This window comes from Pseudomonas sp. GW822-FHT05A08, assembly GCF_058800485.1.
Map to the genome: position 1 here is coordinate 1,280,218 of NZ_CM179511.1, position 21,630 is coordinate 1,301,847.

Consider the following 21,630-nt stretch of genomic DNA (forward strand, 5'->3'; position numbering starts at 1 on the left):
GTATGAATAAAGAGAACATTTGCCTGGGAGGAGCGGCTTATTAAACCGCTTTTCGCCAAAGGCCCCTCATTGGGCGTACGCCTGTTGGTGCTGGTCGTGCTATCGGTCGCGCTGATGGTGGTCGATGCCCGCTTCACACTGCTCAAGCCAGTGCGTAGCCAAATGTCGCTGGTGCTGATGCAGTCCTACTGGATCACCGACCTGCCACAACGGCTATGGCAGGGTGTGGCCAGCCAGTTTGGCAGCCGCACCGAACTGGTCGCCGAAAACGAAAAACTCAAGACCGAAAACCTGTTGCTCCAGGGCCGCATGCAAAAGCTTGCCGCCTTGACCGAGCAGAACGTTCGCCTGCGCGAGTTGCTCAACTCCTCCGCGCTGGTCAACGAGAAGGTCGAAGTGGCCGAGCTGATCGGCATGGACCCCAATCCCTTCACCCATCGCATCATCATCAACAAGGGTGAGCGCGACGGCGTGGTGCTCGGGCAACCGGTGCTCGATGCCCGTGGCCTGATGGGGCAGGTGGTCGAGCTGATGCCTTATACCTCCCGTGTGCTGCTGCTCACCGACACCACCCACAGCATTCCTGTCCAGGTGAACCGCAACGGTCTGCGGGCGATTGCCAGCGGTACCGGCAATCCGGAACGCCTTGAGCTGCGTCATGTGGCCGACACCGCGGACATCAAGGAAGGCGACTTGCTGGTCAGTTCCGGCCTGGGCCAGCGTTTCCCGGCGGGTTACCCGGTGGCGACGGTCAAGGAAGTGATCCATGACTCCGGCCAGCCATTTGCCATAGTGCGGGCCGTGCCGACGGCCGCCTTGAACCGCAGCCGTTACCTGTTGCTGGTGTTCAGCGATAACCGCACCGCCGAAGAGCGTGCCAACGATGCCGCCCAGGCTCAGGAAGCGCAGGACCAGCAGGGCGGCACCGCCATGCCGGTGGTCCCGGCGACCGTGCCCAAGCCTGTCGTGCCCGCGACGCCGGCCACCGCGACCGCTCCTGCCGCACCAGCCGCTGCACCCGCGACGCCAGCCGCCACGACGCCGGTCAAACCCGTGGCCCATCCGGCTCCGGTCAAGCCAGCCGCCACCAGACCCGCCGCGCCCAAGCCGCCTGCAGCGGCCCCGGCCCCCACGGGAGGAAGAGAATAATGTCCCGAAACGGCTGGATGGTCTGGCTGACCTTCGCCATCGGCATGCTGCTCAGCGTGTCGCCTTTGCCACAATTCATGGAAATCCTGCGCCCGCTCTGGCTGGCCTTGCTGCTGGCGTTCTGGGCCCTGGCCCTGCCGCACAAGGTCGGCATGGTCACGGCCTGGTGCCTGGGGCTGGCCGAGGATGTGCTGTACGGCACATTGCTGGGGCAGAACGCGCTGATCCTGACCCTGATCACCTTCCTGGTGCTGTCGTTGCAACAGCGCTTGCGCATGTTCCCGATGTGGCAGCAAAGCCTGGTGATCCTGGTGATCTTCGGCCTGGCGCAACTGGTCCAGCTGTGGCTCAGCGCCTTGACCGGTAACCGTCAACCGACCCTTGCACTGGTGCTGCCGGCATTGGTCAGTGCCTTGCTCTGGCCTTGGGTCAGCTTCGGTTTGCGCGGGTTGCGCCGACGTTTCAAAATCAACTGATTCGGTCAGGCATTTGCCCGTACCTCGACAGGGAGATGTCTTGATGAAATCGCTTTACCTCGCCTCAGGCTCGCCGCGTCGACGGGAACTGCTCACGCAGATCGGTGTGCCTTTTACCGCCATCAGCGCGGATATCGATGAAACCCCTCTCCCCGATGAAAACCCAGCGGCCTATGTCGAGCGCCTGGCGCGCGACAAGGCGGCGGCCGGGTATGCGCTGATCGCCGATGGCCAGTCTGCGGCCTGTGTCCTGGGCGCCGACACCGCGGTGGTACTTGATGGGCAGATCCTGGGCAAGCCCCTGGACCAGGCCGATGCGCAGTCGATGCTCATGGCTCTGTCGGATCGCGAACATGAAGTGCTGACCGCCATTGCCGTGCTCGATGGCCAGCGCTGCGAGTCGCGGGTGGTCCGCAGCCTGGTGCGCTTCCGGGCGATCGGCGATGACGAGGCGGCCCGCTACTGGGCCAGCGGCGAGCCCCGCGACAAGGCTGGCGGCTATGGCATCCAGGGGCTTGCGGCGGTATTCGTGGCAGGGCTCAATGGCAGTTATTCCGCTGTCGTCGGCTTGCCGGTATGCGAAACCGCAGAACTACTTGGCCATTTCGGCATACCCTGTTGGCAAAACCTTGCAGTGCGCTAAGCGCCGTACCTACCGATGCGGCCATCCATAGTGAATATGCCTGAACGAGACCCTGCCATGAGTGAAGAGATTCTGATCAACATCACGCCGATGGAGTCGCGCGTGGCGGTGGTCGAAAACGGTGTGCTGCAAGAAGTCCATGTCGAGCGGACCCAGCGTCGTGGGATTGTCGGCAATATCTATAAAGGCAAGGTGGTCCGGGTTCTGCCCGGCATGCAGGCGGCGTTCGTGGATATCGGCCTGGATCGCGCGGCATTCATTCATGCCTCGGAAATCTCCCTGCGCGAAGGGCCGGCGGTGGAAAGCATCGGCGCCCTGGTCCATGAAGGGCAGAGCCTGGTGGTGCAGGTGACCAAGGACCCGATCGGCTCCAAGGGCGCGCGCCTGACCACCCAGCTGTCGATCCCTTCGCGCTACCTGGTGTACATGCCGCGCACCGCCCATGTCGGCATCTCTTTGAAGATCGAGGACGAAGCCGAGCGCGAGCGCCTGAAACAGGTGGTCAGCGATTGCGTGGCTCAGGAAGGCATCAAGGAAGCCGGTGGTTTCATCCTGCGTACCGCCGCCGAGGGCGCGGGCGCCGACGAAATCATGATGGACATCCGTTACCTGCGCCGCTTGTGGGACCAGATCGGCGCGCAGATCAAGACCATCGGCGCCCCCAGCGTCATTTACGAAGACCTGGGCCTGGCCCTGCGTACCCTGCGTGACCTGGTCAGCCCGAAGATCGAGAAGATCCGCATCGATTCCCGGGAAACCTTCCAGAAAACCACGCAGTTCGTCGCCGAACTGATGCCGGAAATCGCCGATCGCCTGGAACACTATCCGGGCGAGCGGCCGATCTTCGACCTGTATGGCGTCGAAGATGAAATCCAGAAAGCCCTGGAACGCAAGGTACCGCTCAAGTCCGGCGGTTACCTGGTGGTCGACCCGACGGAAGCCATGAGCACCATCGACGTCAACACCGGGGCTTTCGTCGGTCACCGCAACCTCGAAGAGACCATCTTCAAGACCAATCTCGAAGCGGCGACCGCCATTGCCCGCCAGCTGCGCCTGCGCAACCTGGGCGGGATCATCATCATCGACTTCATCGACATGGAAGATGAAGAACACCAGCGCCAGGTGCTGCGCACTCTGGAAAAACAGCTGGAGCGCGATCACGCCAAGACCAACATCATTGGTATTACCGAGTTGGGCCTGGTGCAGATGACCCGCAAGCGTACCCGGGAAAGTCTTGAGCAGGTGCTCTGCGAGCCCTGCAGCAGCTGTCAGGGCCGCGGCAAGCTGAAAACCCCGGAAACCATCTGCTACGAAATCTTCCGGGAAATCCTGCGTGAGGCGCGGGCCTATCAGGCCGAAGGTTATCGGGTCCTGGCGAACCAGAAAGTGGTCGACCGGCTGCTCGACGAAGAGTCGGGCAACGTCGCGGAGTTGGAGGCCTTTATCGGCCGGACCATCCGTTTTCAGGTCGAAACCATGTATTCCCAGGAACAATACGACGTGGTGCTGCTCTGAGTCCGCGTACCCTACATTTACCGGATACAGCTGGCCCCGGTTTTCACATGACTCTTGCCACGGGGGCCAACTGACATGGAGCGTCTGATGCGCTTTCTCGCTGCTCTGACCCGCTGGGGGCTGGGGCTTTGTGCATTACTGCTGGTGCTGACGGCCTTGTACGTCAGCCTGGGTCGGGAGCTGACCCCGCTGGTGGCTGAATATCGGGCCGAGGTCCAGGCCAAGGCTCAGGAAGCCTTGGGCATGCCGGTGCAGATCGGCCGGCTGGAAGGCAGCTGGAGCGGTTTCTCGCCCATCCTGCTGGCCCACGATGTGACAGTCGGCGAGGGCGCCAACGCCTTGCGCCTGGATCAGGTACGGGTGGCGCCCGACCTGCCCGGCAGTGCCCTGGCGCGCCAACTGCGGGTCAAACACCTTGAATTCAGCGGCCTCAACCTGAGCCTGAAGGAAGGTCAGGATGGGCGCTGGGCGCTCGAAGGCCTGCCGGTGCAGGATAACCAGCCTCTCGACCCCGAGCAGTTGCTCAACCGCATGCAGATGGTCAGTGAGCTGTCGGTGCTCGACAGCCAGGTGACCCTGCAACCGCTCGATCATCCCGCGATTGCCTTGACCTACGTCGGCCTCAATCTGCGTGTTGGCCCCAGCCGTCAACGCCTGGATGCGCGCCTGACCCTGCCGGACGGTCAGCCTCTGGCTGTCAGCTTGCGCACGCGAATCCGCGCCAGCGCCTGGCGCGAAGGGCAGGCCGACGCTTACCTGAGCCTGCCGCAAAGCGACTGGGCGAAATGGCTGCCGCCGCGCGTGACCCAACAGTGGACGTTCTCCGAACTCAAGGCTGGTGGCGAGTTCTGGCTCAGTTGGGGCGATGGCCTGCTGCAGAGCATGGTCGCGCGCCTGAACGCGCCGCAGGTCAGCGGGGCCTATGACGAGCGCAAACCGGTCACCGTGAAGAACCTGGCGCTCAATGCCTATTTCCAGCGCAACGAGCAGGGCCTCAGCGTCGCCTTCGACTCGCTGGCCATGAACATCGGCGAGACGCGCTGGGAGTCCCGCCTGCACCTGCAGCAGACCGGTACCGTCAACAGTGCCGAAGAACTCTGGCACTTGCAGGCCGACCGCCTCGACCTGACGCCGATCACGCCGGTCCTGGATGCCTGGGCGCCGTTGCCGGAAAAGGTCGCGACCCTCATCGACAGCCTCAAGGTCACGGGCGCGCTGCGCAACATCCTGTTCGACTTCCGGCCGCAGGTCAGCGGCGATCAGCGCCTGAGTTTTGCCGCCAACCTGGAGCAGATCGGGTTCAACGCCTATCGCGGCGCGCCGGCGGCCCGTAACGTCAGCGGCAGCATCAGCGGCGACCTGGGGCAGGGCGAGCTGCGCATGGACAGCAAGGACTTTGCCTTGCACCTGGACCCGATCTTCGCCAAGCCCTGGCAATACCTGCAGGCCAATGCCCGGCTGACCTGGAAGCTCGATCAGCAGGGGTTCACCCTGATCGCGCCGTACCTCAAGGTCCTGGGCGAGGAGGGCAAGATCGCCGGCGACTTCCTGATCCGCCTGCATTTCGACCACACCCAGGAAGACTATATGGACCTGCGGGTCGGTCTGGTCGATGGCGACGGTCGTTATACCGCCAAGTACCTGCCCGAGGTGCTCAGCCCGGCCCTGGACGAATGGCTGCGCACGGCAATCCTCAAGGGCGCGGTGGATGAAGGTTTCTTCCAGTACCAGGGTTCGCTGAACCATGGTGCAGCCGACACCGCGCGCAGCATCAGCCTGTTCTTCAAGGTGCACGATGCCGAGCTGGCCTTCCAGCCGGGCTGGCCGCACATCGGCAAGGTCAGCGGCGATGTGTTCATCGAGGACAGCGGCGTGCGCATCCTGGCCAGCCAGGGTCAGTTGCTCGACACCCAGGTGAAGGATGTCTACGTCAATATTCCCCATGTGCCCGCCGGGCAAAGCCCCCACATGTTTATCGACGGCGAGTTCGCCGGCGGCCTGGGCGATGGCTTGAAGATCCTTCAGGAAGCGCCGATCGGCACGGGCCCGACCTTTGCCGGCTGGCAGGGCGATGGCGACCTGCAGGGCAAGCTGAAACTGGATATCCCGCTGGTCAAGGGAGAAGAACCGAAGGTGCTGGTGGACTTCAAGACCAGCAAGGCACGGCTCAAGTTGAGCGAGCCGGAGCTGGAGTTGAGCCAGCTCAAGGGCGATTTTCGCTTCGACAGCAGCAAAGGGCTGAGCGGCCAGGGCATCAGCGCCCAGGCCTTCGAGCGCCCGGTGACCGCGCAGATCTTTGCCGACGGTCGCCCCGGCAAGCTCGATACCCGGGTCGTTGCCAAGGGCCAGGTGTCGGTCAATAAGCTCACGGAGTGGCTGAAATACAACCAGCCACTGCCGGTTTCCGGCGACATTCCCTACCAGTTGCAGCTCAACCTCGATGGCGCGGACAGCCAACTGATGGTCAGCTCCAGCCTCAAGGGGGTTGCCGTCGACTTGCCAGCGCCTTTCGGCATGGCGGCCGGCCAGGGACGTGACAGCGTATTGCGCATGACCTTGCAGGGCGCCGAGCGGCGTTACTGGTTCGATTACGGCGATCTGGCCAACTTTACTTTCGCCGCGCCGAGCGGCAATTTTGCCGATGGCCGTGGCGAGTTGTTCCTCGGCGAGGGCGATGCCGTGCTGCCGGGGGCCAAGGGCCTGCGGGTACGCGGCGTGCTGTCGGAACTGGACGTGGAGCCGTGGAAGGCGCTGGTCGATCGGTATGCCGGGCAGGACGCGGGCGGTAGCGCCAAGCAGCTGCTCAGCGGCGCCGACTTCCGGGTCGGCAAGCTCAGCGGTTTCGGCACGACCCTGGACGAGGCCCGCGTGCAGTTGACGCGCAAGCCGTCCTCCTGGGCCCTGCAGCTCGACAGCCAGCAAGCCAAGGGCAACGTGGCGATTCCCGATGCCAAGGCGGCGCCGATGGCGATCAATCTGCAATATGTGCGCCTGCCGGCCGCCGATCCGACGGTGCAGGCCGACGAAAACGCGCCGGACCCGCTGGTCTCGGTCGACCCGAAGAAAGTCCCGGCGCTGGATCTCTCGATCAATCAGCTGTACCAGGGCAACGACCTGATCGGCGCCTGGTCGCTGAAAGTGCGCCCGACCGCCAAGGGCATGGCTTTCAACAGCCTCGACCTGGGCCTCAAGGGCATGGTCCTGCAAGGCTCCGGCGGCTGGGAAGGCGAACCCGGCGCGGCCACCAGCTGGTACAAAGGCCGCCTGGGCGGCAAGAACCTGGCGGACGTGCTCAAGGGCTGGGGCTTTGCGCCGACCGTGACCAGTGAAGAGTTCCACCTGGATGTGGACGGGCGCTGGCCTGGCTCGCCGGCCTGGGTCGGGCCCAAGCGGTTCTCGGGCAGCCTGGATGCGACCCTGCGCAAGGGCCAGTTCGTGGAAGTCGAAGGCGGGGCGCAGGCCTTGCGGGTATTCGGCCTGCTGAACTTCAATTCCATCGGCCGGCGCCTGCGCCTGGACTTCTCCGACCTGTTCGGCAAGGGCCTGAGCTACGACCGGGTCAAGGGTTTGCTGGTGGCCAGCAACGGTGTCTACGTGACCCGCGAACCCATCACCCTGACCGGGCCGTCGAGCAACCTGGAACTCAATGGCACCCTGGATCTGGTGGCCGACCAGGTGGATTCGAAGCTGCTGGTGACGCTGCCGGTGACCAACAACCTGCCGATCGCCGCGCTGATCGTCGGTGCGCCGGCGGTCGGCGGGGCGCTGTTCCTGATCGACAAGCTGATCGGCGACCGGGTGTCGCGCTTCGCCAGCGTCCAGTACAGCGTCAAGGGGCCCTGGAAGGACCCGAAAATCACCTTCGACAAACCTTTTTGAAAAACCGCGGCCCGGGCCTATGGAGTAGCATGGCCACATATCCAACCTGGAGTGCGCCATGTCTCTTGCGGTGATTCAGATGGTCAGCCAGAGCGACGTGCTGGCCAATCTACAGCAGGCGCGCCAACTGCTGGAGCAGGCTGCTGCCGGCGGTGCGCGACTGGCCGTGCTGCCGGAGAACTTCGCCGCCATGGGGCGCCGCGATGCGGCGGCCATCGGTCGGGCGGAGGCCCGGGGCGAAGGCCCGATCCTGCCCTGGTTGAAACAGGCCGCCCGCGACCTCAAGTTATGGATAGTCGCCGGTACCTTGCCGCTGCCTCCGGTGGATCAGCCGGAGACCAAGGCCCGGGCCTGCTCGCTGCTGATCGACGAGCATGGCGAGCAAGTGGCGCGTTACGACAAGCTGCATCTGTTCGACGTCGACGTGGCCGACAATCGCGGCCGTTACCGTGAGTCGGATGACTATGCTCATGGAGAGCAGGTGGTGGTGGCGGATACGCCGGTGGGCCGGGTTGGCCTGACCGTGTGCTACGACCTGCGTTTTCCGGAGCTGTACAGCGAATTGCGAGCCGCCGGGGCGGAGTTGATCAGCGCTCCTTCGGCGTTCACCGCCGTGACCGGCGCGGCGCATTGGGACGTATTGATCCGCGCCCGGGCCATCGAAACCCAGTGCTACCTGCTGGCGGCGGCGCAAGGCGGCATTCATCCGGGGCCCCGGGAGACCTTCGGCCATGCGGCCATCGTCGACCCCTGGGGCCGGGTGCTGGCGCAGCAGGATCAAGGCGAGGCCGTGCTGCTGGCCGAGCGCGACAGCAGCGAACAGGCGTCCATCCGGGCGCGCATGCCGGTGGCCAGTCACCGGCGCTTTTTCTCGCAAGGCGCGCAGCGACTTGCTTAAGAACGACGAATTTAAGGCGTAAAGCATATGAGCGGGTTGTTATCTTCAGTCAGTGAACACCTTCTGGCGCCCGGTGGCGTGACCCTGGAAAGCCTGCAGGGCGTGCTCGGCGATCTGGCCGGCCCGGGTATCGATGCCGCCGACCTGTATTTCCAGGGGCAGATTTCCGAGTCCTGGTCGCTGGAAGACGGCATCGTCAAGGAAGGCAGCTTCAATCTGGACCAGGGCGTTGGCGTGCGGGCGCAATCGGGTGAGAAAACCGGTTTTGCCTACAGCAATGCCATCACCCTCGAAGCGCTCGGCCTGGCTGCCAGGGCCGCACGCTCGATTTCCCGCGCCGGGCAGAACGGTACCGTGCAGGCCTTTACCACCCAGGACGTGGCCCAGCTGTATGCGCCGGACAACCCCCTGGAAGTCATCAGCCGCGCGGAAAAGGTCGAGCTGCTCAAGCGTGTCGACGCCGCGACCCGTGCTCTCGATCCACGTATCCAGCAGGTCAGCGTCAGCATGGCCGGGGTCTGGGAGCGCATCCTGGTGGCCTCCACCGATGGTGGCCTGGCGGCGGATGTGCGGCCTTTGGTGCGCTTCAACGTCAGCGTGATCGTCGAGCAGAACGGTCGCCGCGAGCGTGGCGGCCATGGCGGCGGCGGGCGTACCGACTACCGTTATTTCCTCAGTGAAGACCGTGCCATGGGGTATGCCCGTGAGGCATTGCGCCAGGCCCTGGTCAACCTGGAAGCCATCCCCGCGCCAGCCGGCACCTTGCCGGTGGTACTGGGTTCGGGCTGGTCCGGCGTGCTGTTGCACGAAGCAGTGGGGCATGGCCTGGAAGGCGATTTCAACCGCAAGGGCAGCTCGGCCTACAGCGGTCGCATGGGCGAAATGGTGGCCTCGAAACTCTGCACCATCGTCGACGACGGCACCCTGGCCGGGCGGCGCGGCTCGCTGAGCATCGACGACGAAGGCACCCCGACCGAATGCACCACCCTGATCGAGAACGGTGTGCTCAAGGGCTACATGCAGGACAAACTCAATGCCCGCCTGATGGGCGTGGCCCGCACCGGCAACGGTCGCCGCGAATCCTATGCGCACCTGCCGATGCCGCGCATGACCAACACCTACATGCTGGGTGGCGAAAGCGATCCGGCGGAAATCATTGCTTCGGTGAAAAAGGGTATCTATTGCGCCAATCTGGGTGGCGGTCAGGTGGACATCACCAGTGGCAAGTTCGTGTTCTCCACCAGCGAGGCGTATCTGATCGAAGACGGCAAGATCACCGCGCCAGTCAAGGGCGCGACCCTGATCGGCAACGGGCCGGAAGCCATGAGCCGGGTGTCGATGGTCGGTAACGACCTGGCGCTGGACAGTGGTGTGGGGACCTGTGGCAAGGATGGGCAGTCGGTGCCGGTGGGTGTCGGCCAGCCGACCTTGAAGATCGATGCGATCACCGTGGGTGGCACGGGCGCTTAAGAAGTGAAGCGGCGGGTGAGTTGCCGGGCAACCCACCCGAGTCGAGGCTCAGCGCAGGCCGCGTTGAGTCTCGTCCAGCTCGCGGATGTATTTGAAGATTTTACGGCTGGAGGCAGGCGGCTTGTTATGGGCCACCTCATGCTGGGCCTGACGGATCAGGGAGCGCAGCTGCTGACGATCCGCTTCTGGATAGTCGGTGACGAACTTTTCCAGGACCGCGTCATCGCCCGCGATCAAGCGATCGCGCCAGCGCTCCAGGCCATGGAAACGTTCGTTGTACTGGCGAGTCGAGGCGTCGAGTTGGTCCAGCAGCACCAGGATCGCGCTGGTGTCCTGATCGCGCATCAGCTTGCCGATGAATTGCAGGTGGCGTTTGCGCGCGATATGGGCGACATGCTTGGGTGCATCCGCCAGGGCCCGGCGCAGGGCGTCGGTCAACGGCAGTTTGTTCAGCAAGTCGGGCTTGAGTGTTGTAAGGCGCTCGCCGAGATCAACCAGAGCATGCAGCTCGCGTTTGACCTGGGATTTGCTTTTCTCCCCATCGAGGGAGTTGTCGTAAGAATCAACCATGGTGGCAGTCCGCAAAGAAACGCCGCCATGATAACCAGTCGGGGGCCGCTTGTCCGGCCCGGTCGCTCGAAGGCCTTAACCGAAAGCAGAATTTGAGTGGAGAAAACCATGAGTGCAGCACAAAGCGTCGGCCCGCAGGCTTTGCCGGCACTGCAGGAACAAGTCGAGCAGATCATCGCCGAGGCCAAGCGCCAGGGTGCCAGTGCCTGCGAAGTGGCGGTTTCTCTGGAGCAGGGCCTGTCGACTTCGGTTCGCCAGCGGGAAGTGGAAACCGTCGAGTTCAATCGCGACCAGGGCTTTGGCATCACGCTCTATGTCGGCCAGCGCAAGGGCTCGGCCAGTACCTCGGCCAGTGGTCCCGAGGCGATTCGCGAAACCGTCGCCGCGGCCCTGGCCATCGCCAAACACACCTCGGAAGACGAAAGCTCGGGGTTGGCCGATGCCGCCCTGATGGCCCGGGACGTGCCGGACTTCGACCTGTTCCACGCCTGGGACATAACCCCGGAGCAAGCCATCGAGCAGGCGCTGGCCTGTGAGGCTGCGGCTTTTGCCGCCGACAGCCGGATCAAGAACGCTGACGGCACCACCCTGAGCACCCACCAGGGCTGCCGTGTGTACGGCAACAGCCACGGTTTTATCGGCGGTTATGCTTCGACTCGGCACAGCTTGAGTTGCGTGATGATCGCCGAGGCCGACGGCCAGATGCAGCGTGACTATTGGTATGACGTCAATCGCCAGGGCCATCTGTTGACGGACCCGGTGACCATCGGCCAGCGCGCCGCGCAACGTGCTGCGAGCCGCCTGGGCGCCCGCCCGGTGCCGACCTGCGAAGTGCCGGTGCTGTTTTCCGCGGAACTGGCCGGCGGCCTGTTCGGCAGCTTCCTGGGAGCGATTTCCGGCGGCAACCTGTACCGCAAATCGTCCTTCCTCGAGGGTGCGCTGGGGCAGCGACTGTTCCCCGAGTGGCTGACCATCGATGAGCGTCCGCACTTGATGCGCGCCCTGGGCAGTTCGGCGTTCGACGGCGATGGCCTGGCCACTTACGCCAAGCCTTTCGTCGAGAACGGCGAACTGGTGTCCTACGTGCTGGGAACTTATTCCGGGCGCAAGCTCGGCCTGCCCAGCACCGCCAACGCCGGTGGCGTGCACAACCTGTTCGTCACCCATGGCGAGGAAGACCAGGCGGCCTTGCTGCGCCGCATGGGCCGGGGCCTGCTGGTCACCGAACTGATGGGCCACGGGCTGAACATGGTCACCGGCGATTATTCCCGGGGCGCGGCCGGTTTCTGGGTGGAAAATGGCGAAATCCAGTTCGCTGTCCAGGAGGTGACCATTGCCGGCAACATGCGTGACATGTTCAAGCAGATCATCGCCGTCGGTAACGATCTGGAGTTGCGCAGCAACATCCGCACCGGTTCGGTATTGATCGAACGCATGACGGTCGCTGGCAGCTAAGTCGTAACGGCGTCAGCGAAAGCGCGCGTCCCGTCCGGGGCGCGCGCTTTTTTATTGCCCGGTTTTTTTGAACGTTGACGATCCAGGTAGGAGCGAGCTTGCTCGCGAAGCGCATTGCTTGGCGCCGCATCCTTGTCTGAAAAAACGCTATCGCGAGCAAGCTCGCTCCTACAGGGAGGGGGGCGAGCTTGTTTTGATTCTCAATATCATATAATAATAAATCTCATTATCGAATGAGCCCAGGTCATGAGTTCTGCCTTGCACGAGCAGCCTTATCTCGAAAGCTGGCGTTGGATGAGTCGCCAGATCCGTTGTGCCCTCGATCCGGACGAGCCGCGCCTGATCGAGCATTACCTGGCCGAAGGGCGCTATCTGGCGTGTTGCACCGCCACCTCGCCCTGGCTGATCGCCGAAACTTCATTCCGCCTGCTGCTCGATACCGCCACCGATACCGCGCTGCCCTGGCATTGGCGCAGCCAGTGCCTGGACCAGGCCTGGCGCCCGTTGCGTGACCTGGAACGCCTGTCTTTCTGCAAATGCCGGCTCAAGCGCTGGCAAAGCCATGCCTGGCAGTTGGCGACCTGCTCGTTGCTGCCATCCATTCCCCTTATCGAACTGGTGCAAGGATTTCCCGATGAGTAATACCCGTATCGAACGCGACAGCATGGGCGAACTGCATGTTCCGGAGCAGGCGCTGTATGGCGCACAGACCCAGCGCGCGGTGGATAACTTTCCCATCAGCCACCAGCGCATGCCGGCGCAGTTCATCCGTGCGCTGATCCTGGCCAAGGCGGCCGCGGCCAAGGCCAACGTCGAACTCAAGCAACTGAGCGAATCCCAGGGCAAGGCCATAGTCGACGCTGCCCAGGGCCTGCTGGAAGGTGACTTCATGCAGCATTTCCCGGTGGATATCTTCCAGACCGGTTCCGGCACCAGTTCCAACATGAACGCCAACGAAGTCATTGCCACCCTGGCCAGCCGTTTGCTCGGCGAACCGGTCAACCCCAACGACCATGTGAACTGCGGGCAGAGCAGCAACGACATCATTCCGACCACCATCCACGTCAGCGCCGCGCTGGGCTTGCACGAACAACTGCTGCCGGCGCTGGTGCATCTGGTGCAAGTCATCGAGCGCAAGGCGGTCGAGGTCCATCCCTTCATCAAGACCGGCCGCACCCACCTGATGGACGCGATGCCAGTGCGTATGAGCCAGGTGCTGGAAGGCTGGGCGCAGCAGCTCAAGGCCAATATCGGTCACCTGCAGGATCTGCTGCCGAGCCTGCAATCCCTGGCGCAGGGTGGCACGGCCGTGGGCACCGGGATCAACGCTCACCCGCAGTTCGCCGCGGGTTTCAGCCGGCAGTTGAGCAGCCTGACCCAGGTGCAGTTCACCCCGGGCAAGAACCTGTTCGCCCTGATCGGCTCCCAGGACACCGCGGTGGCGGTCTCGGGCCAGCTCAAGGCTATCGCGGTCACCTTGATGAAGATCGCCAACGACCTGCGCTGGATGAACTCCGGGCCGTTGGCCGGCCTCGGCGAAATCGAGCTGGAAGGGCTGCAGCCGGGGTCTTCGATCATGCCCGGCAAGGTCAACCCGGTGATTCCGGAGGCCACGGCGATGGTGGCGGCCCAGGTGATCGGCAACGACACCACGATCACGGTGGCGGGGCAGTCGGGCAACTTCGAGCTGAACGTCATGCTGCCGATCATCGCCCAGAACCTGTTGAGCAGCATCGAGTTGCTGGCCAATTCCAGCCGCCTGCTGGCGGACAAGGCGATTGCCAGCTTCAAGGTCAACGAGCCCAAGCTCAAGGAGGCGCTGTCGCGCAACCCGATCCTGGTCACGGCGCTCAACCCGATCATCGGCTACCAGAAGGCCGCTGAAATCGCCAAGACCGCCTACAAGCAGGGGCGCCCGGTGATCGATGTCGCCCTTGAACACACTGATCTGTCACGCAGCCAGCTGGAGATCCTGCTCGACCCGGAAAAACTCACCGCGGGCGGCGTGTAAATCCCGACATTGCTTTGGAGGTTCACCATGGAGCACTGGAAACGCACGATCGAAAGGGCAAACCGTTTCTTCATGCAGGGCGACCTGGTGGATGCCCGCGAGTATTACTTGCAGGCCCTGGCCCTGGCGCAGGTGTTGTTCGAGCGCTGGAGCGATGCCGACGAAGCGGTGGCGGCCTGTGTCATCTCCCATCACAACCTGGCGGACCTGCACCTGCGCCTGAACCAGCCGGAGGAGAGCGCGGAGTACCTCTGCGCCATCCATCAGCGGTTGTTGCAGACCATGCAGGACAGCCGCCTGGCGCCGGCGCTGCGGGAAGCCGCGCTGCGTCAGAGCAGCAAGACCTATGTCGAGTTGCTCAACTTCATCAGTGAGCACGGCGAATACCCCCGTACGCATCGCCTGCTGGAGAGCAATGTCGCGCAATCGACTGCCGGCACCGCGACCCCGAATGCCCCTCATTACGGAGCACATTGATATGTCCTTTACCTTGCCTGCATTGCCCTACGCCTACGACGCCCTGGAACCGCACATCGATGCGCAGACCATGGAAATTCACTACACCAAGCATCACCAGACCTACATCAACAACCTCAACGCGGCCGTGGAAGGCACCGAATGGGCCGACTGGTCGGTGGAAAAGCTGGTGGCCGGGGTCCAGCAATTGCCGGAGAAGTTGCGTGCAGCGGTGATCAACCAGGGCGGTGGTCACGCCAACCATTCGTTGTTCTGGGCGGTGATGGCGCCGAGCGGCGGAGGCAAGCCAAACGGTGCTCTGGGCCAGGCGATCGACGAGCAGCTGGGCGGTTTCGAGAGTTTCAAGGAGGCCTTCACCAGGGCCGCGCTCACGCGTTTTGGCAGCGGTTGGGCCTGGCTCAGCGTGACCCCGCAAAAGACCCTGGTCGTCGAGAGCAGCGGCAACCAGGACAGCCCGTTGATGAGCGGCAATACCCCGATTCTCGGTCTGGACGTGTGGGAGCACGCCTATTACCTGCGTTACCAGAACCGGCGGCCGGAATACATCAACGCGTTCTACAACGTGATCAATTGGCCTGAAGTAGCCCAGCGCTACCAAGCCGCACTGGTTTGAGCCCCCTCCTATAAAAAAGACCTAAGGCTGACTATGGGCACTGAAACACTGACGATCAGCAGCGGGCGGATGTTTCGTTACGCATTCGGTTCGCTGTTGCTGTTGGCGGGTACTGCATTGCTGGTTGCCCAGGGCTTGTCCTGGCTGGACCTGGAGCCGCGCTTGTTGCGTGCATTGCAGGGTGGGGCGGTCTGTGCCCTGGGAACCGCGCTGGGGGCAGTGCCAGTGCTGGTCATTCGCAAGATGCCGCTGGCGCTGAGTGACGCCCTATTGGGATTCGGCGCCGGGGTGATGCTGGCGGCTACGGCCTTTTCGTTGATCGTGCCCGGGATTGCCGCGGCGGAAAAACTCGGACTGTCGCCCTGGGCTTCGAGTGGCCTGATCAGCTTCGGCATCATGCTCGGTGCCTTGGGGTTGTTTCTGGTGGACCGCAAAGTCTCGGGGGGCAACCCGGAGAAACTGGTGGGTACCCTTGAGCATCCGGTCATCCCGCCGCGAATCTGGCTGTTTGTGTTTGCCATCATCGCCCACAACATTCCCGAAGGAATGGCCGTGGGTGTGTCTGCGGGCGGCGGCATGCCGGAGGCGGACAGCCTGGCCATGGGCATCGCCTTGCAGGATGTGCCGGAAGGGCTGGTGATTGCTTTGGTGCTGGCTGGCGCCGGCATGTCCAGGGTCAAGGCATTCCTGATCGGCGCCGCTTCAGGCCTGGTGGAGCCGGTGTTCGCGTTGCTTTGTGCGTGGCTGGTGAGCCTGGCCGAGATGCTGTTGCCGCTCGGGCTGGCGTTGGCGGCGGGGGCGATGCTGCTGGTGGTGACCCATGAAGTGATTCCCGAATCCCGACGCAACGGTCATGAGAAGCTGGCCAGCCTGGGCTTGTGTGTCGGCTTTTGCCTGATGATGGTCATGGATACGGCACTCGCTTGAGTACCTTTCGGGAGGTTTGCCCTGCCGACCTTACTCGCCTTCGTCGAAGAAGTTGTTGATCAGTGCCACCAGCGCTTCCAGCGCTTCCTGCTCCTGTTCGCCTTCGGTCTTCAGATGAATCCTGGTGCCCTTGCCGGCGGCCAGCATCATCATTGCCATGATGCTCTTGCCGTCGACCATCGACTCCGGCGTTTTCCCTGCGCGGATCTGGCAAGGAAACTGACCGGCCACGCCGACGAACTTTGCCGAGGCACGGGCATGCAGGCCCAGTTTGTTGATGATTTCAATTTCCAGAGCAGGCATCGCGGGGTAGATCCTTTCAGCTAAGGTCGCGGTGGCGAACCTGGACATTCTTCAGGGACTTTTGCAGGACTTGGCCCAAGCGTTCGGTCAAGTAGACCGAACGATGGTGGCCGCCCGTGCAGCCAATGGCAATAGTGACGTAGGCGCGGTTGCTGGCGGCGAAACGGGGCAACCATTTCAGCAGGTAGCTGGAGATGTCCTGGAACATTTCCTCGACGTCCGGCTGGGCGGCCAGGTATTCGGCAACCGGCTGGTCGAGCCCGGACTGGGCACGCAACTCGGGTTTCCAGTACGGGTTGGGCAGGCAGCGCACATCGAACACCAGGTCGGCATCGACCGGCATGCCACGCTTGAATCCGAAAGACTCCACCAGAAAGGCGGTGCCCGGCTCCGGCTGGTTCAACAGGCGCAACTTGATGGTATCGCGCAGTTGATACAGGTTCAGGTTGGTGGTGTTGACCTTGAGATCGGCCAGGTCGGCGATCGGTCCCAGCAGGTGGCTTTCGTCCTGGATCGCCTCGGCCAGCGAGCGATTGTTGCTGCTCAAGGGATGACGGCGGCGGGTTTCGGAAAAGCGCTTGAGCAGGGTTTCTTCGTCAGCGTCCAGGTACAGCACATCGCACTGGATATGCCGGCTGCGGACTTCCTCGAGCAGTTCGGGGAAGCGCGACAGGTGGCTGGGCAGGTTGCGGGCGTCGATCGACACGGCGACCAGGGGCTGTGTCAGTTCGGTGTGGATCAACGCCCGTTCGGCCAGCTCGGGCAACAGCCCGGCTGGCAGGTTGTCGATGCAGTAATAGCCATTGTCCTCGAGTACATCGAGGGCGGTGCTTTTACCTGAGCCGGACCGGCCGCTGACGATGATCAAGCGCATGATTACTGACCGTTCTGTTCGTCCAGGACAACCTTGTACAAGGCTTCGTTGCTGGTGGCGCTGCGCAGTTTGTCGCGCACTTCTTTGCGGTCCAGCATGCTGGCAATCTGCCGGAGCAGTTCCAGGTGCGCATCGGTGGCGGCTTCCGGGACCAGCAGTACGAACAGCAGGTCGACCGGTGCGCCGTCGATGGCGTCGAAATCGATGGGAGCGTCCAGGTGCATCAGGGCACTGATGGGCGACTCACAGCCTTTGAGGCGGCAGTGTGGAATGGCTATGCCGTTGCCAAAACCGGTAGAGCCCAGTTTTTCACGGGCAATCAGGCTTTCGAAGACATCTTGCATCTCCAGATCAGGCACTTCGCGGCTGATCAGGTTGGCAATTTGTTCGAGGGCGCGTTTTTTACTGCCGCCCGGCACGTTCACCAGGGAACGGCCGGGGGTCAGGATGCTTTCAAGTCGGATCATGGGAGGGGAGTGTTAGCGACCCGTGCCTTGGAGAAGGTGGAGTTGCTTTTCCTTATGCTTTTTCAGTTGGCGGTCAAGCTTGTCCGTGAGCAAGTCGATTGCGGCATACATGTCGTCATGCTCTGCATTGGCGACGACTTCCCCACCATGGATGTGCAGCGTGGCCTCGATTTTCTGCTTCAGTTTTTCGACGGCCAGCGTTACCTGCACATTGGTAATCTTGTCAAAGTGCCGCTCAAGTCGGTCGAGTTTTTCGCCGATGTAAGCGCGCAGAGGTTCGGTCACTTCCAGTTGGTGTCCACTGATGTTGACTTGCATACAGCTTCTCCTTCGTTGCCAGTGCATAAAGCGGCAGGTCGATTGACCTGCCACTGGAACGCTGTGGCGAGCCCGGCGGCTACATCAACCGCTTCCGTTCGCTGGAAGGCGCGATCCCCAGGGATTCACGGTACTTGGCGACGGTACGACGGGCTACCTGAATGCCTTGTGCCTCCAGTAAACCAGCGATCTTGCTGTCACTCAACGGCTTTTTCTGATTTTCCGCGGCGACCAGTTTTTTGATGATCGCGCGGATCGCCGTGGATGAGCATTCACCGCCTTCGGAGGTACTTACGTGGCTGGAGAAAAAGTATTTCAGTTCATAAATGCCCCGTGGGGTATGCATGAATTTTTGCGTGGTCACCCGTGAAATCGTCGACTCGTGCATGCCGACTGCTTCGGCGATGTCATGCAGGACCAGCGGTTTCATCGCCTCATCGCCGTACTCGAGGAAGCCGCGCTGATGCTCGACGATCTGGGTGGCGACTTTCATCAGGGTTTCGTTACGGCTCTGCAGGCTCTTGATGAACCAGCGGGCTTCCTGCAACTGGTTGCGCATGAAGGTGTTGTCGGCGCTGGTGTCGGCGCGCCGCACGAAGCCTGCGTACTGTGGGTTGACGCGCAGGCGCGGCACGGACTCCTGGTTCAGCTCCACCAGCCAGCGTTCGTTGTCCTTGCGCACTATGACGTCGGGGACCACGTATTCGGCTTCGGTGGATTCGATTTGCGAGCCCGGCCGTGGGTTGAGGCTCTGTACCAGTTCGATGACTTGGCGCAGCTCGTCTTCCTTGAGCTTCATGCGCCGCATCAGCTGGCTGTAGTCGCGGCTGCCGAGCAGGTCGATGAAGTCGCTGACCAGGCGCTTGGCTTCAGTCAGCCAAGGGGTCTTGGCAGGCAGCTGGCGCAGTTGCAGCAGCAGGCATTCGCCCAGGTTGCGGGCGCCGATGCCGGCGGGCTCGAATTGCTGGATACGATGCAGGACAGCCTCGATTTCGTCGAGTTCGATGTCCAGTTCCGGATCGAAGGCTTCGAGGATTTCCTCGAGGGTTTCGTCCAGATAGCCCTGATTGTTGATGCAGTCGATCAGGGTCACGGCGATCAGGCGATCGGTGTCGGACATGGGCGCCAGGTTCAACTGCCAGAGCAGATGGCTCTGCAGGCTTTCGCCGGCCGAGGTGCGGGTGGTGAAATCCCACTCGTCGTCATCGTTGCTGGGCAGGCTGCTGGCGCTGGTCTGGTAGACGTCTTCCCAGGCGGTGTCGACCGGCAGGTCGTTGGGAATGCGTTCGTTCCATTCGCCGTCCTCGAGGTTGTCCACCGTCGGGGCGGTTTCCTGGTAGGAGGGTTCCTGGATATCGGTATTGGGTTTCTGCTCGGCGTTGTCGGCCAGCGGATCGGTGTTATCGAAGTCGTCGCCTTCTTCCTGGCGCTCGAGCATCGGGTTGGACTCCAGGGCCTCCTGGATTTCCTGTTGCAGGTCCAGGGTCGACAATTGGAGCAGGCGGATGGCCTGTTGCAGCTGCGGTGTCATCGTCAGCTGCTGGCCCATTCTGAGGACTAGCGATGGTTTCATGGCAGGGGCTTAACACCTTATTCGCCGGCGCACATGCGCCATCCACTACAGGGCGCGTGAGCGCCAAACATAAGCAAATTATATGCCTGAAACTGAAGTGTTTGCCTAGAGCGCTGTAACAATAAAAACAGCAGGGTTTTATTGGGGCGGGCGCTCTGGCGACCAGCCAAACACCTCAGGGCTTACAGGCGGAACTCATGGCCCAGGTAAACTTCCTTGACCAGCTCGTTGGCGAGGATGGTTTCGGCGTCGCCTTCGGCGATCAGTTGACCGTCGTTGACGATGTAGGCGGTTTCGCAGATATCCAGGGTTTCACGGACGTTGTGGTCGGTGATGAGCACGCCGATACCCTTGGCCTTCAGGTGATGAATGATCTGCTTGATGTCGCCTACCGAGATCGGGTCCACGCCGGCGAAAGGTTCGTCGAGCAGGATGAACTTGGGGGCGGTGGCCAGGGCGCGAGCGATTTCCACGCGGCGACGTTCACCACCGGAAAGGCTCATGCCCAGGTTGTCGCGAATGTGGTTGATGTGGAACTCCTGCAGCAGGCTTTCCAGCTCCTGGCGACGGCCGGCCTTGTCGAGCTCCTTGCGGGTCTCGAGGATGGCCATGATGTTGTCGGCCACCGAAAGCTTGCGGAAGATCGAGGCTTCCTGCGGCAGGTAGCCGATCCCGGCACGGGCGCGGCCGTGCATCGGCTGGTGGCTGACATCCAGGTCGTCGATCAGGATGCGACCCTGATCGGCCTGGACCAGGCCGACGATCATGTAGAAGCAGGTGGTCTTGCCGGCGCCGTTAGGGCCGAGCAGGCCGACGATCTGGCCGCTGTCGATGGACAGGCTGACGTCACGCACGACCTGGCGGCTCTTGTAGCTCTTGGCCAGGTGCTGAGCTTTCAGAGTTGCCATTACTGGGCCTTTTCGTCAGTTTTCTTTTTCGGCTGGATGACCATGTCGATCCGTGGGCGCGACTCGGTGACCTTGCTGCCGGTGGCGCGACCGGCGCTGGCCAGCTTCTTGTTGGTGTCGTAGACGATTTTCTCGCCCTGGGTGATGTTGCCGTCCTTGTCGACGACTTTGGCGCGGTCGATCAGTACGACGCGGTTCTGCGCGGCGTGGTACTGGATGGTCACACCGTAGCCCTGGACCGGCTTGGTGTCGCCCTGGGTTTGAATCTGCTCGAAGTAGGCCAGGTTGCCCACCGAGGTCACCACGTCGATATCACCGGTCTGGGTGCGGGTGATGGTCACGGTATTGCCGGTGACCTTCATCGAGCCCTGGGTGATGATCACGTCGCCTCTGTAGGTGGCTACGCCATTCTTGTCGTCCAGTTGAGCGTCGTCGGCCTGGATGCGGATCGGTTGCTGGCTATCGTTCGGCAGAGCCCAGGCGCTCACGCTTCCCAGTGCTGCGCCCAGACCGAGCAAAATAGGGAGGGTTTTAACGAGCCTCATACTGTCCTCTTACGTTCGATAGCAGGTTCATCCTGCCGTCTTTCAAATACGCTTTCATTCCCTTGCCAGTCGTCACGCCGCCGGCGCCGTCGATTCTAACGTCTTGATCGGTCTGCGCATATTGCTTCTGCGGGAATACTGTCATGCGGGTCGTGGTGATCAGCAGGTTGCGATTTTTCTCGTCGGTGCGCGAAACCCGTACCGAATCGATCAACTCGACCTCGGTGCCGTCCGGGTTGACTTCGCCGCGCTCGCTCTGGACATGCCAGGGGAAGGTGGTACCGCGATACATCTGCAGGTCCGGCTTGGTCAGCAGGGTCACCTCGGTGGCCTTGAGGTGCTCGACCTTGTCGGAAGTCATTTCGTACTGCAGCTTGCCGTCGGGCAGGTACTGCACGCTGCGGGCGTTGATGGCGTAGTAGTCGATGGCGCTTTCGTCGACCTGCGCGACCGGCTTGTCGAGGAAGCGTTCCGGGCTGATGTTCCAGTACCCCACCGCCAGGAACAGCACGGTGATGATGCCGAAGATCAGTATGTTGCGAATCTTTTTGCTCAGCAT

Annotated in this window: 22 protein-coding genes; 13 read left to right on the forward strand and 9 right to left on the reverse strand. The window is 62.5% G+C overall.

The features are described 5' to 3' along the window. Positions 1-39 precede the first annotated feature (39 nt). From mreC to tldD, 7 genes are all read left to right on the forward strand, one after another. On the forward strand, positions 40-1,149 hold the full coding sequence (mreC, locus tag AC3RCP_RS05685; protein WP_101336846.1) for a rod shape-determining protein MreC: 1,110 nt from the start codon (positions 40-42) through the stop codon (positions 1,147-1,149). After that, positions 1,149-1,625, forward strand: coding sequence for a rod shape-determining protein MreD (gene mreD, locus AC3RCP_RS05690; protein WP_009042183.1), 477 nt, complete (start codon positions 1,149-1,151; stop codon positions 1,623-1,625). The genes mreC and mreD overlap by 1 nt, the downstream gene beginning before the upstream one ends. A gap of 43 nt (positions 1,626-1,668) precedes the next feature. Beyond that, positions 1,669-2,268 carry a Maf family protein gene (locus AC3RCP_RS05695; RefSeq protein ID WP_101336847.1) on the forward strand — a complete coding sequence of 200 codons (600 nt, stop codon included), beginning with the start codon at positions 1,669-1,671 and terminating at the stop codon, positions 2,266-2,268. Positions 2,269-2,325: 57 nt separating this feature from the next. After that, the gene (gene rng, locus AC3RCP_RS05700) at positions 2,326-3,783 is read left to right on the forward strand and encodes a ribonuclease G (RefSeq protein ID WP_492569246.1); all 1,458 of its coding nucleotides are present in this window, start codon (positions 2,326-2,328) and stop codon (positions 3,781-3,783) included. A 75-nt stretch (positions 3,784-3,858) separates the two neighbouring features. After that, complete coding sequence (locus AC3RCP_RS05705) at positions 3,859-7,662, forward strand: YhdP family protein (protein ID WP_492569247.1); 3,804 nt, start codon at positions 3,859-3,861, stop codon at positions 7,660-7,662. Positions 7,663-7,720: 58 nt separating this feature from the next. Continuing rightward, positions 7,721-8,560, forward strand: coding sequence for a carbon-nitrogen hydrolase family protein (locus AC3RCP_RS05710; protein WP_009042186.1), 840 nt, complete (start codon positions 7,721-7,723; stop codon positions 8,558-8,560). Positions 8,561-8,587: 27 nt separating this feature from the next. Continuing rightward, positions 8,588-10,030: a metalloprotease TldD gene (gene tldD / locus AC3RCP_RS05715; RefSeq protein ID WP_007929903.1), complete on the forward strand. Its 1,443-nt coding sequence runs from the start codon at positions 8,588-8,590 to the stop codon at positions 10,028-10,030. A gap of 48 nt (positions 10,031-10,078) precedes the next feature. On the opposite strand, the gene yjgA is transcribed toward tldD, so the two are convergent. Continuing rightward, a complete protein-coding gene (gene yjgA, locus AC3RCP_RS05720; RefSeq protein WP_492569249.1) occupies positions 10,079-10,600 on the reverse strand; it encodes a ribosome biogenesis factor YjgA in 522 nt (173 codons plus the stop codon). 108 nt (positions 10,601-10,708) lie between these two features. On the opposite strand from yjgA, the gene pmbA reads away from it, so the two are divergent. From pmbA to AC3RCP_RS05750, 6 genes are all read left to right on the forward strand, one after another. Next, positions 10,709-12,055 (forward strand): metalloprotease PmbA, encoded by a 1,347-nt coding sequence (pmbA, locus tag AC3RCP_RS05725; RefSeq protein ID WP_007929896.1) that lies wholly within the window; start codon positions 10,709-10,711, stop codon positions 12,053-12,055. A 246-nt stretch (positions 12,056-12,301) separates the two neighbouring features. Next, the gene (locus AC3RCP_RS05730) at positions 12,302-12,697 is read left to right on the forward strand and encodes a hypothetical protein (RefSeq protein WP_007929895.1); all 396 of its coding nucleotides are present in this window, start codon (positions 12,302-12,304) and stop codon (positions 12,695-12,697) included. Then, entirely contained in the window at positions 12,690-14,066 is a 1,377-nt protein-coding gene (locus AC3RCP_RS05735) for a class II fumarate hydratase (RefSeq protein WP_007929894.1), read from the forward strand. Before AC3RCP_RS05730 ends, AC3RCP_RS05735 begins: the two co-directional genes overlap by 8 nt. A 27-nt stretch (positions 14,067-14,093) precedes the next feature. Then, positions 14,094-14,543, forward strand: coding sequence for a DUF2753 family protein (locus AC3RCP_RS05740; RefSeq protein WP_007929886.1), 450 nt, complete (start codon positions 14,094-14,096; stop codon positions 14,541-14,543). A gap of 1 nt (position 14,544) precedes the next feature. Further along, positions 14,545-15,156: a superoxide dismutase gene (locus AC3RCP_RS05745; RefSeq protein WP_492569252.1), complete on the forward strand. Its 612-nt coding sequence runs from the start codon at positions 14,545-14,547 to the stop codon at positions 15,154-15,156. Between the two features lie 33 nt (positions 15,157-15,189). Continuing rightward, positions 15,190-16,083 (forward strand): ZIP family metal transporter, encoded by an 894-nt coding sequence (locus AC3RCP_RS05750; protein WP_101336849.1) that lies wholly within the window; start codon positions 15,190-15,192, stop codon positions 16,081-16,083. A gap of 30 nt (positions 16,084-16,113) precedes the next feature. Here AC3RCP_RS05750 and AC3RCP_RS05755 read toward each other — a convergent pair whose 3' ends face one another. The 8 genes from AC3RCP_RS05755 to lptC all read right to left on the reverse strand — a co-directional run bounded on the left by AC3RCP_RS05755 (position 16,114) and on the right by lptC (position 21,630). Further along, entirely contained in the window at positions 16,114-16,386 is a 273-nt protein-coding gene (locus tag AC3RCP_RS05755) for an HPr family phosphocarrier protein (protein WP_101336850.1), read from the reverse strand. A 16-nt stretch (positions 16,387-16,402) separates the two neighbouring features. After that, positions 16,403-17,260, reverse strand: coding sequence for an RNase adapter RapZ (rapZ, locus tag AC3RCP_RS05760; RefSeq protein ID WP_007929875.1), 858 nt, complete (start codon positions 17,258-17,260; stop codon positions 16,403-16,405). Positions 17,261-17,262: 2 nt separating this feature from the next. After that, positions 17,263-17,727 (reverse strand): PTS IIA-like nitrogen regulatory protein PtsN, encoded by a 465-nt coding sequence (gene ptsN / locus AC3RCP_RS05765; RefSeq protein ID WP_007929873.1) that lies wholly within the window; start codon positions 17,725-17,727, stop codon positions 17,263-17,265. Between the two features lie 12 nt (positions 17,728-17,739). After that, a complete protein-coding gene (hpf, locus tag AC3RCP_RS05770) occupies positions 17,740-18,045 on the reverse strand; it encodes a ribosome hibernation-promoting factor, HPF/YfiA family (RefSeq protein WP_007929872.1) in 306 nt (101 codons plus the stop codon). 79 nt (positions 18,046-18,124) lie between these two features. Next, positions 18,125-19,618 (reverse strand): RNA polymerase factor sigma-54, encoded by a 1,494-nt coding sequence (locus tag AC3RCP_RS05775; RefSeq protein ID WP_009042194.1) that lies wholly within the window; start codon positions 19,616-19,618, stop codon positions 18,125-18,127. A 182-nt stretch (positions 19,619-19,800) separates the two neighbouring features. Next, positions 19,801-20,526: an LPS export ABC transporter ATP-binding protein gene (gene lptB, locus AC3RCP_RS05780; protein ID WP_007929870.1), complete on the reverse strand. Its 726-nt coding sequence runs from the start codon at positions 20,524-20,526 to the stop codon at positions 19,801-19,803. Then, complete coding sequence (gene lptA / locus AC3RCP_RS05785) at positions 20,526-21,071, reverse strand: lipopolysaccharide transport periplasmic protein LptA (RefSeq protein ID WP_007929869.1); 546 nt, start codon at positions 21,069-21,071, stop codon at positions 20,526-20,528. The genes lptB and lptA overlap by 1 nt, the downstream gene beginning before the upstream one ends. Then, positions 21,058-21,630, reverse strand: a complete 573-nt coding sequence (lptC, locus tag AC3RCP_RS05790; RefSeq protein WP_053259656.1) for an LPS export ABC transporter periplasmic protein LptC — start codon at positions 21,628-21,630, stop codon at positions 21,058-21,060. The genes lptA and lptC overlap by 14 nt, the downstream gene beginning before the upstream one ends.

What these genes read in the sequence shown, in the direction of transcription:
- mreD (WP_009042183.1), top strand. Translation starts at nt 1,149, where the DNA reads ATGTCCCGAAACGGCTGGATGGTCTGGCTGACCTTCGCCATCGGCATG.
- ptsN (WP_007929873.1), bottom strand. Translation starts at nt 17,727, where the DNA reads ATGATCCGACTTGAAAGCATCCTGACCCCCGGCCGTTCCCTGGTGAAC.
- AC3RCP_RS05755 (WP_101336850.1), bottom strand. Translation starts at nt 16,386, where the DNA reads ATGCCTGCTCTGGAAATTGAAATCATCAACAAACTGGGCCTGCATGCC.
- AC3RCP_RS05710 (WP_009042186.1), top strand. Translation starts at nt 7,721, where the DNA reads ATGTCTCTTGCGGTGATTCAGATGGTCAGCCAGAGCGACGTGCTGGCC.
- rapZ (WP_007929875.1), bottom strand. Translation starts at nt 17,260, where the DNA reads ATGCGCTTGATCATCGTCAGCGGCCGGTCCGGCTCAGGTAAAAGCACC.
- AC3RCP_RS05740 (WP_007929886.1), top strand. Translation starts at nt 14,094, where the DNA reads ATGGAGCACTGGAAACGCACGATCGAAAGGGCAAACCGTTTCTTCATG.
- AC3RCP_RS05730 (WP_007929895.1), top strand. Translation starts at nt 12,302, where the DNA reads ATGAGTTCTGCCTTGCACGAGCAGCCTTATCTCGAAAGCTGGCGTTGG.
- tldD (WP_007929903.1), top strand. Translation starts at nt 8,588, where the DNA reads ATGAGCGGGTTGTTATCTTCAGTCAGTGAACACCTTCTGGCGCCCGGT.
- lptA (WP_007929869.1), bottom strand. Translation starts at nt 21,071, where the DNA reads ATGAGGCTCGTTAAAACCCTCCCTATTTTGCTCGGTCTGGGCGCAGCA.
- AC3RCP_RS05705 (WP_492569247.1), top strand. Translation starts at nt 3,859, where the DNA reads ATGGAGCGTCTGATGCGCTTTCTCGCTGCTCTGACCCGCTGGGGGCTG.
- AC3RCP_RS05745 (WP_492569252.1), top strand. Translation starts at nt 14,545, where the DNA reads ATGTCCTTTACCTTGCCTGCATTGCCCTACGCCTACGACGCCCTGGAA.
- AC3RCP_RS05775 (WP_009042194.1), bottom strand. Translation starts at nt 19,618, where the DNA reads ATGAAACCATCGCTAGTCCTCAGAATGGGCCAGCAGCTGACGATGACA.
- AC3RCP_RS05695 (WP_101336847.1), top strand. Translation starts at nt 1,669, where the DNA reads ATGAAATCGCTTTACCTCGCCTCAGGCTCGCCGCGTCGACGGGAACTG.
- AC3RCP_RS05735 (WP_007929894.1), top strand. Translation starts at nt 12,690, where the DNA reads ATGAGTAATACCCGTATCGAACGCGACAGCATGGGCGAACTGCATGTT.
- hpf (WP_007929872.1), bottom strand. Translation starts at nt 18,045, where the DNA reads ATGCAAGTCAACATCAGTGGACACCAACTGGAAGTGACCGAACCTCTG.
- rng (WP_492569246.1), top strand. Translation starts at nt 2,326, where the DNA reads ATGAGTGAAGAGATTCTGATCAACATCACGCCGATGGAGTCGCGCGTG.
- lptC (WP_053259656.1), bottom strand. Translation starts at nt 21,630, where the DNA reads ATGCTGAGCAAAAAGATTCGCAACATACTGATCTTCGGCATCATCACC.
- yjgA (WP_492569249.1), bottom strand. Translation starts at nt 10,600, where the DNA reads ATGGTTGATTCTTACGACAACTCCCTCGATGGGGAGAAAAGCAAATCC.
- pmbA (WP_007929896.1), top strand. Translation starts at nt 10,709, where the DNA reads ATGAGTGCAGCACAAAGCGTCGGCCCGCAGGCTTTGCCGGCACTGCAG.
- lptB (WP_007929870.1), bottom strand. Translation starts at nt 20,526, where the DNA reads ATGGCAACTCTGAAAGCTCAGCACCTGGCCAAGAGCTACAAGAGCCGC.
- AC3RCP_RS05750 (WP_101336849.1), top strand. Translation starts at nt 15,190, where the DNA reads ATGGGCACTGAAACACTGACGATCAGCAGCGGGCGGATGTTTCGTTAC.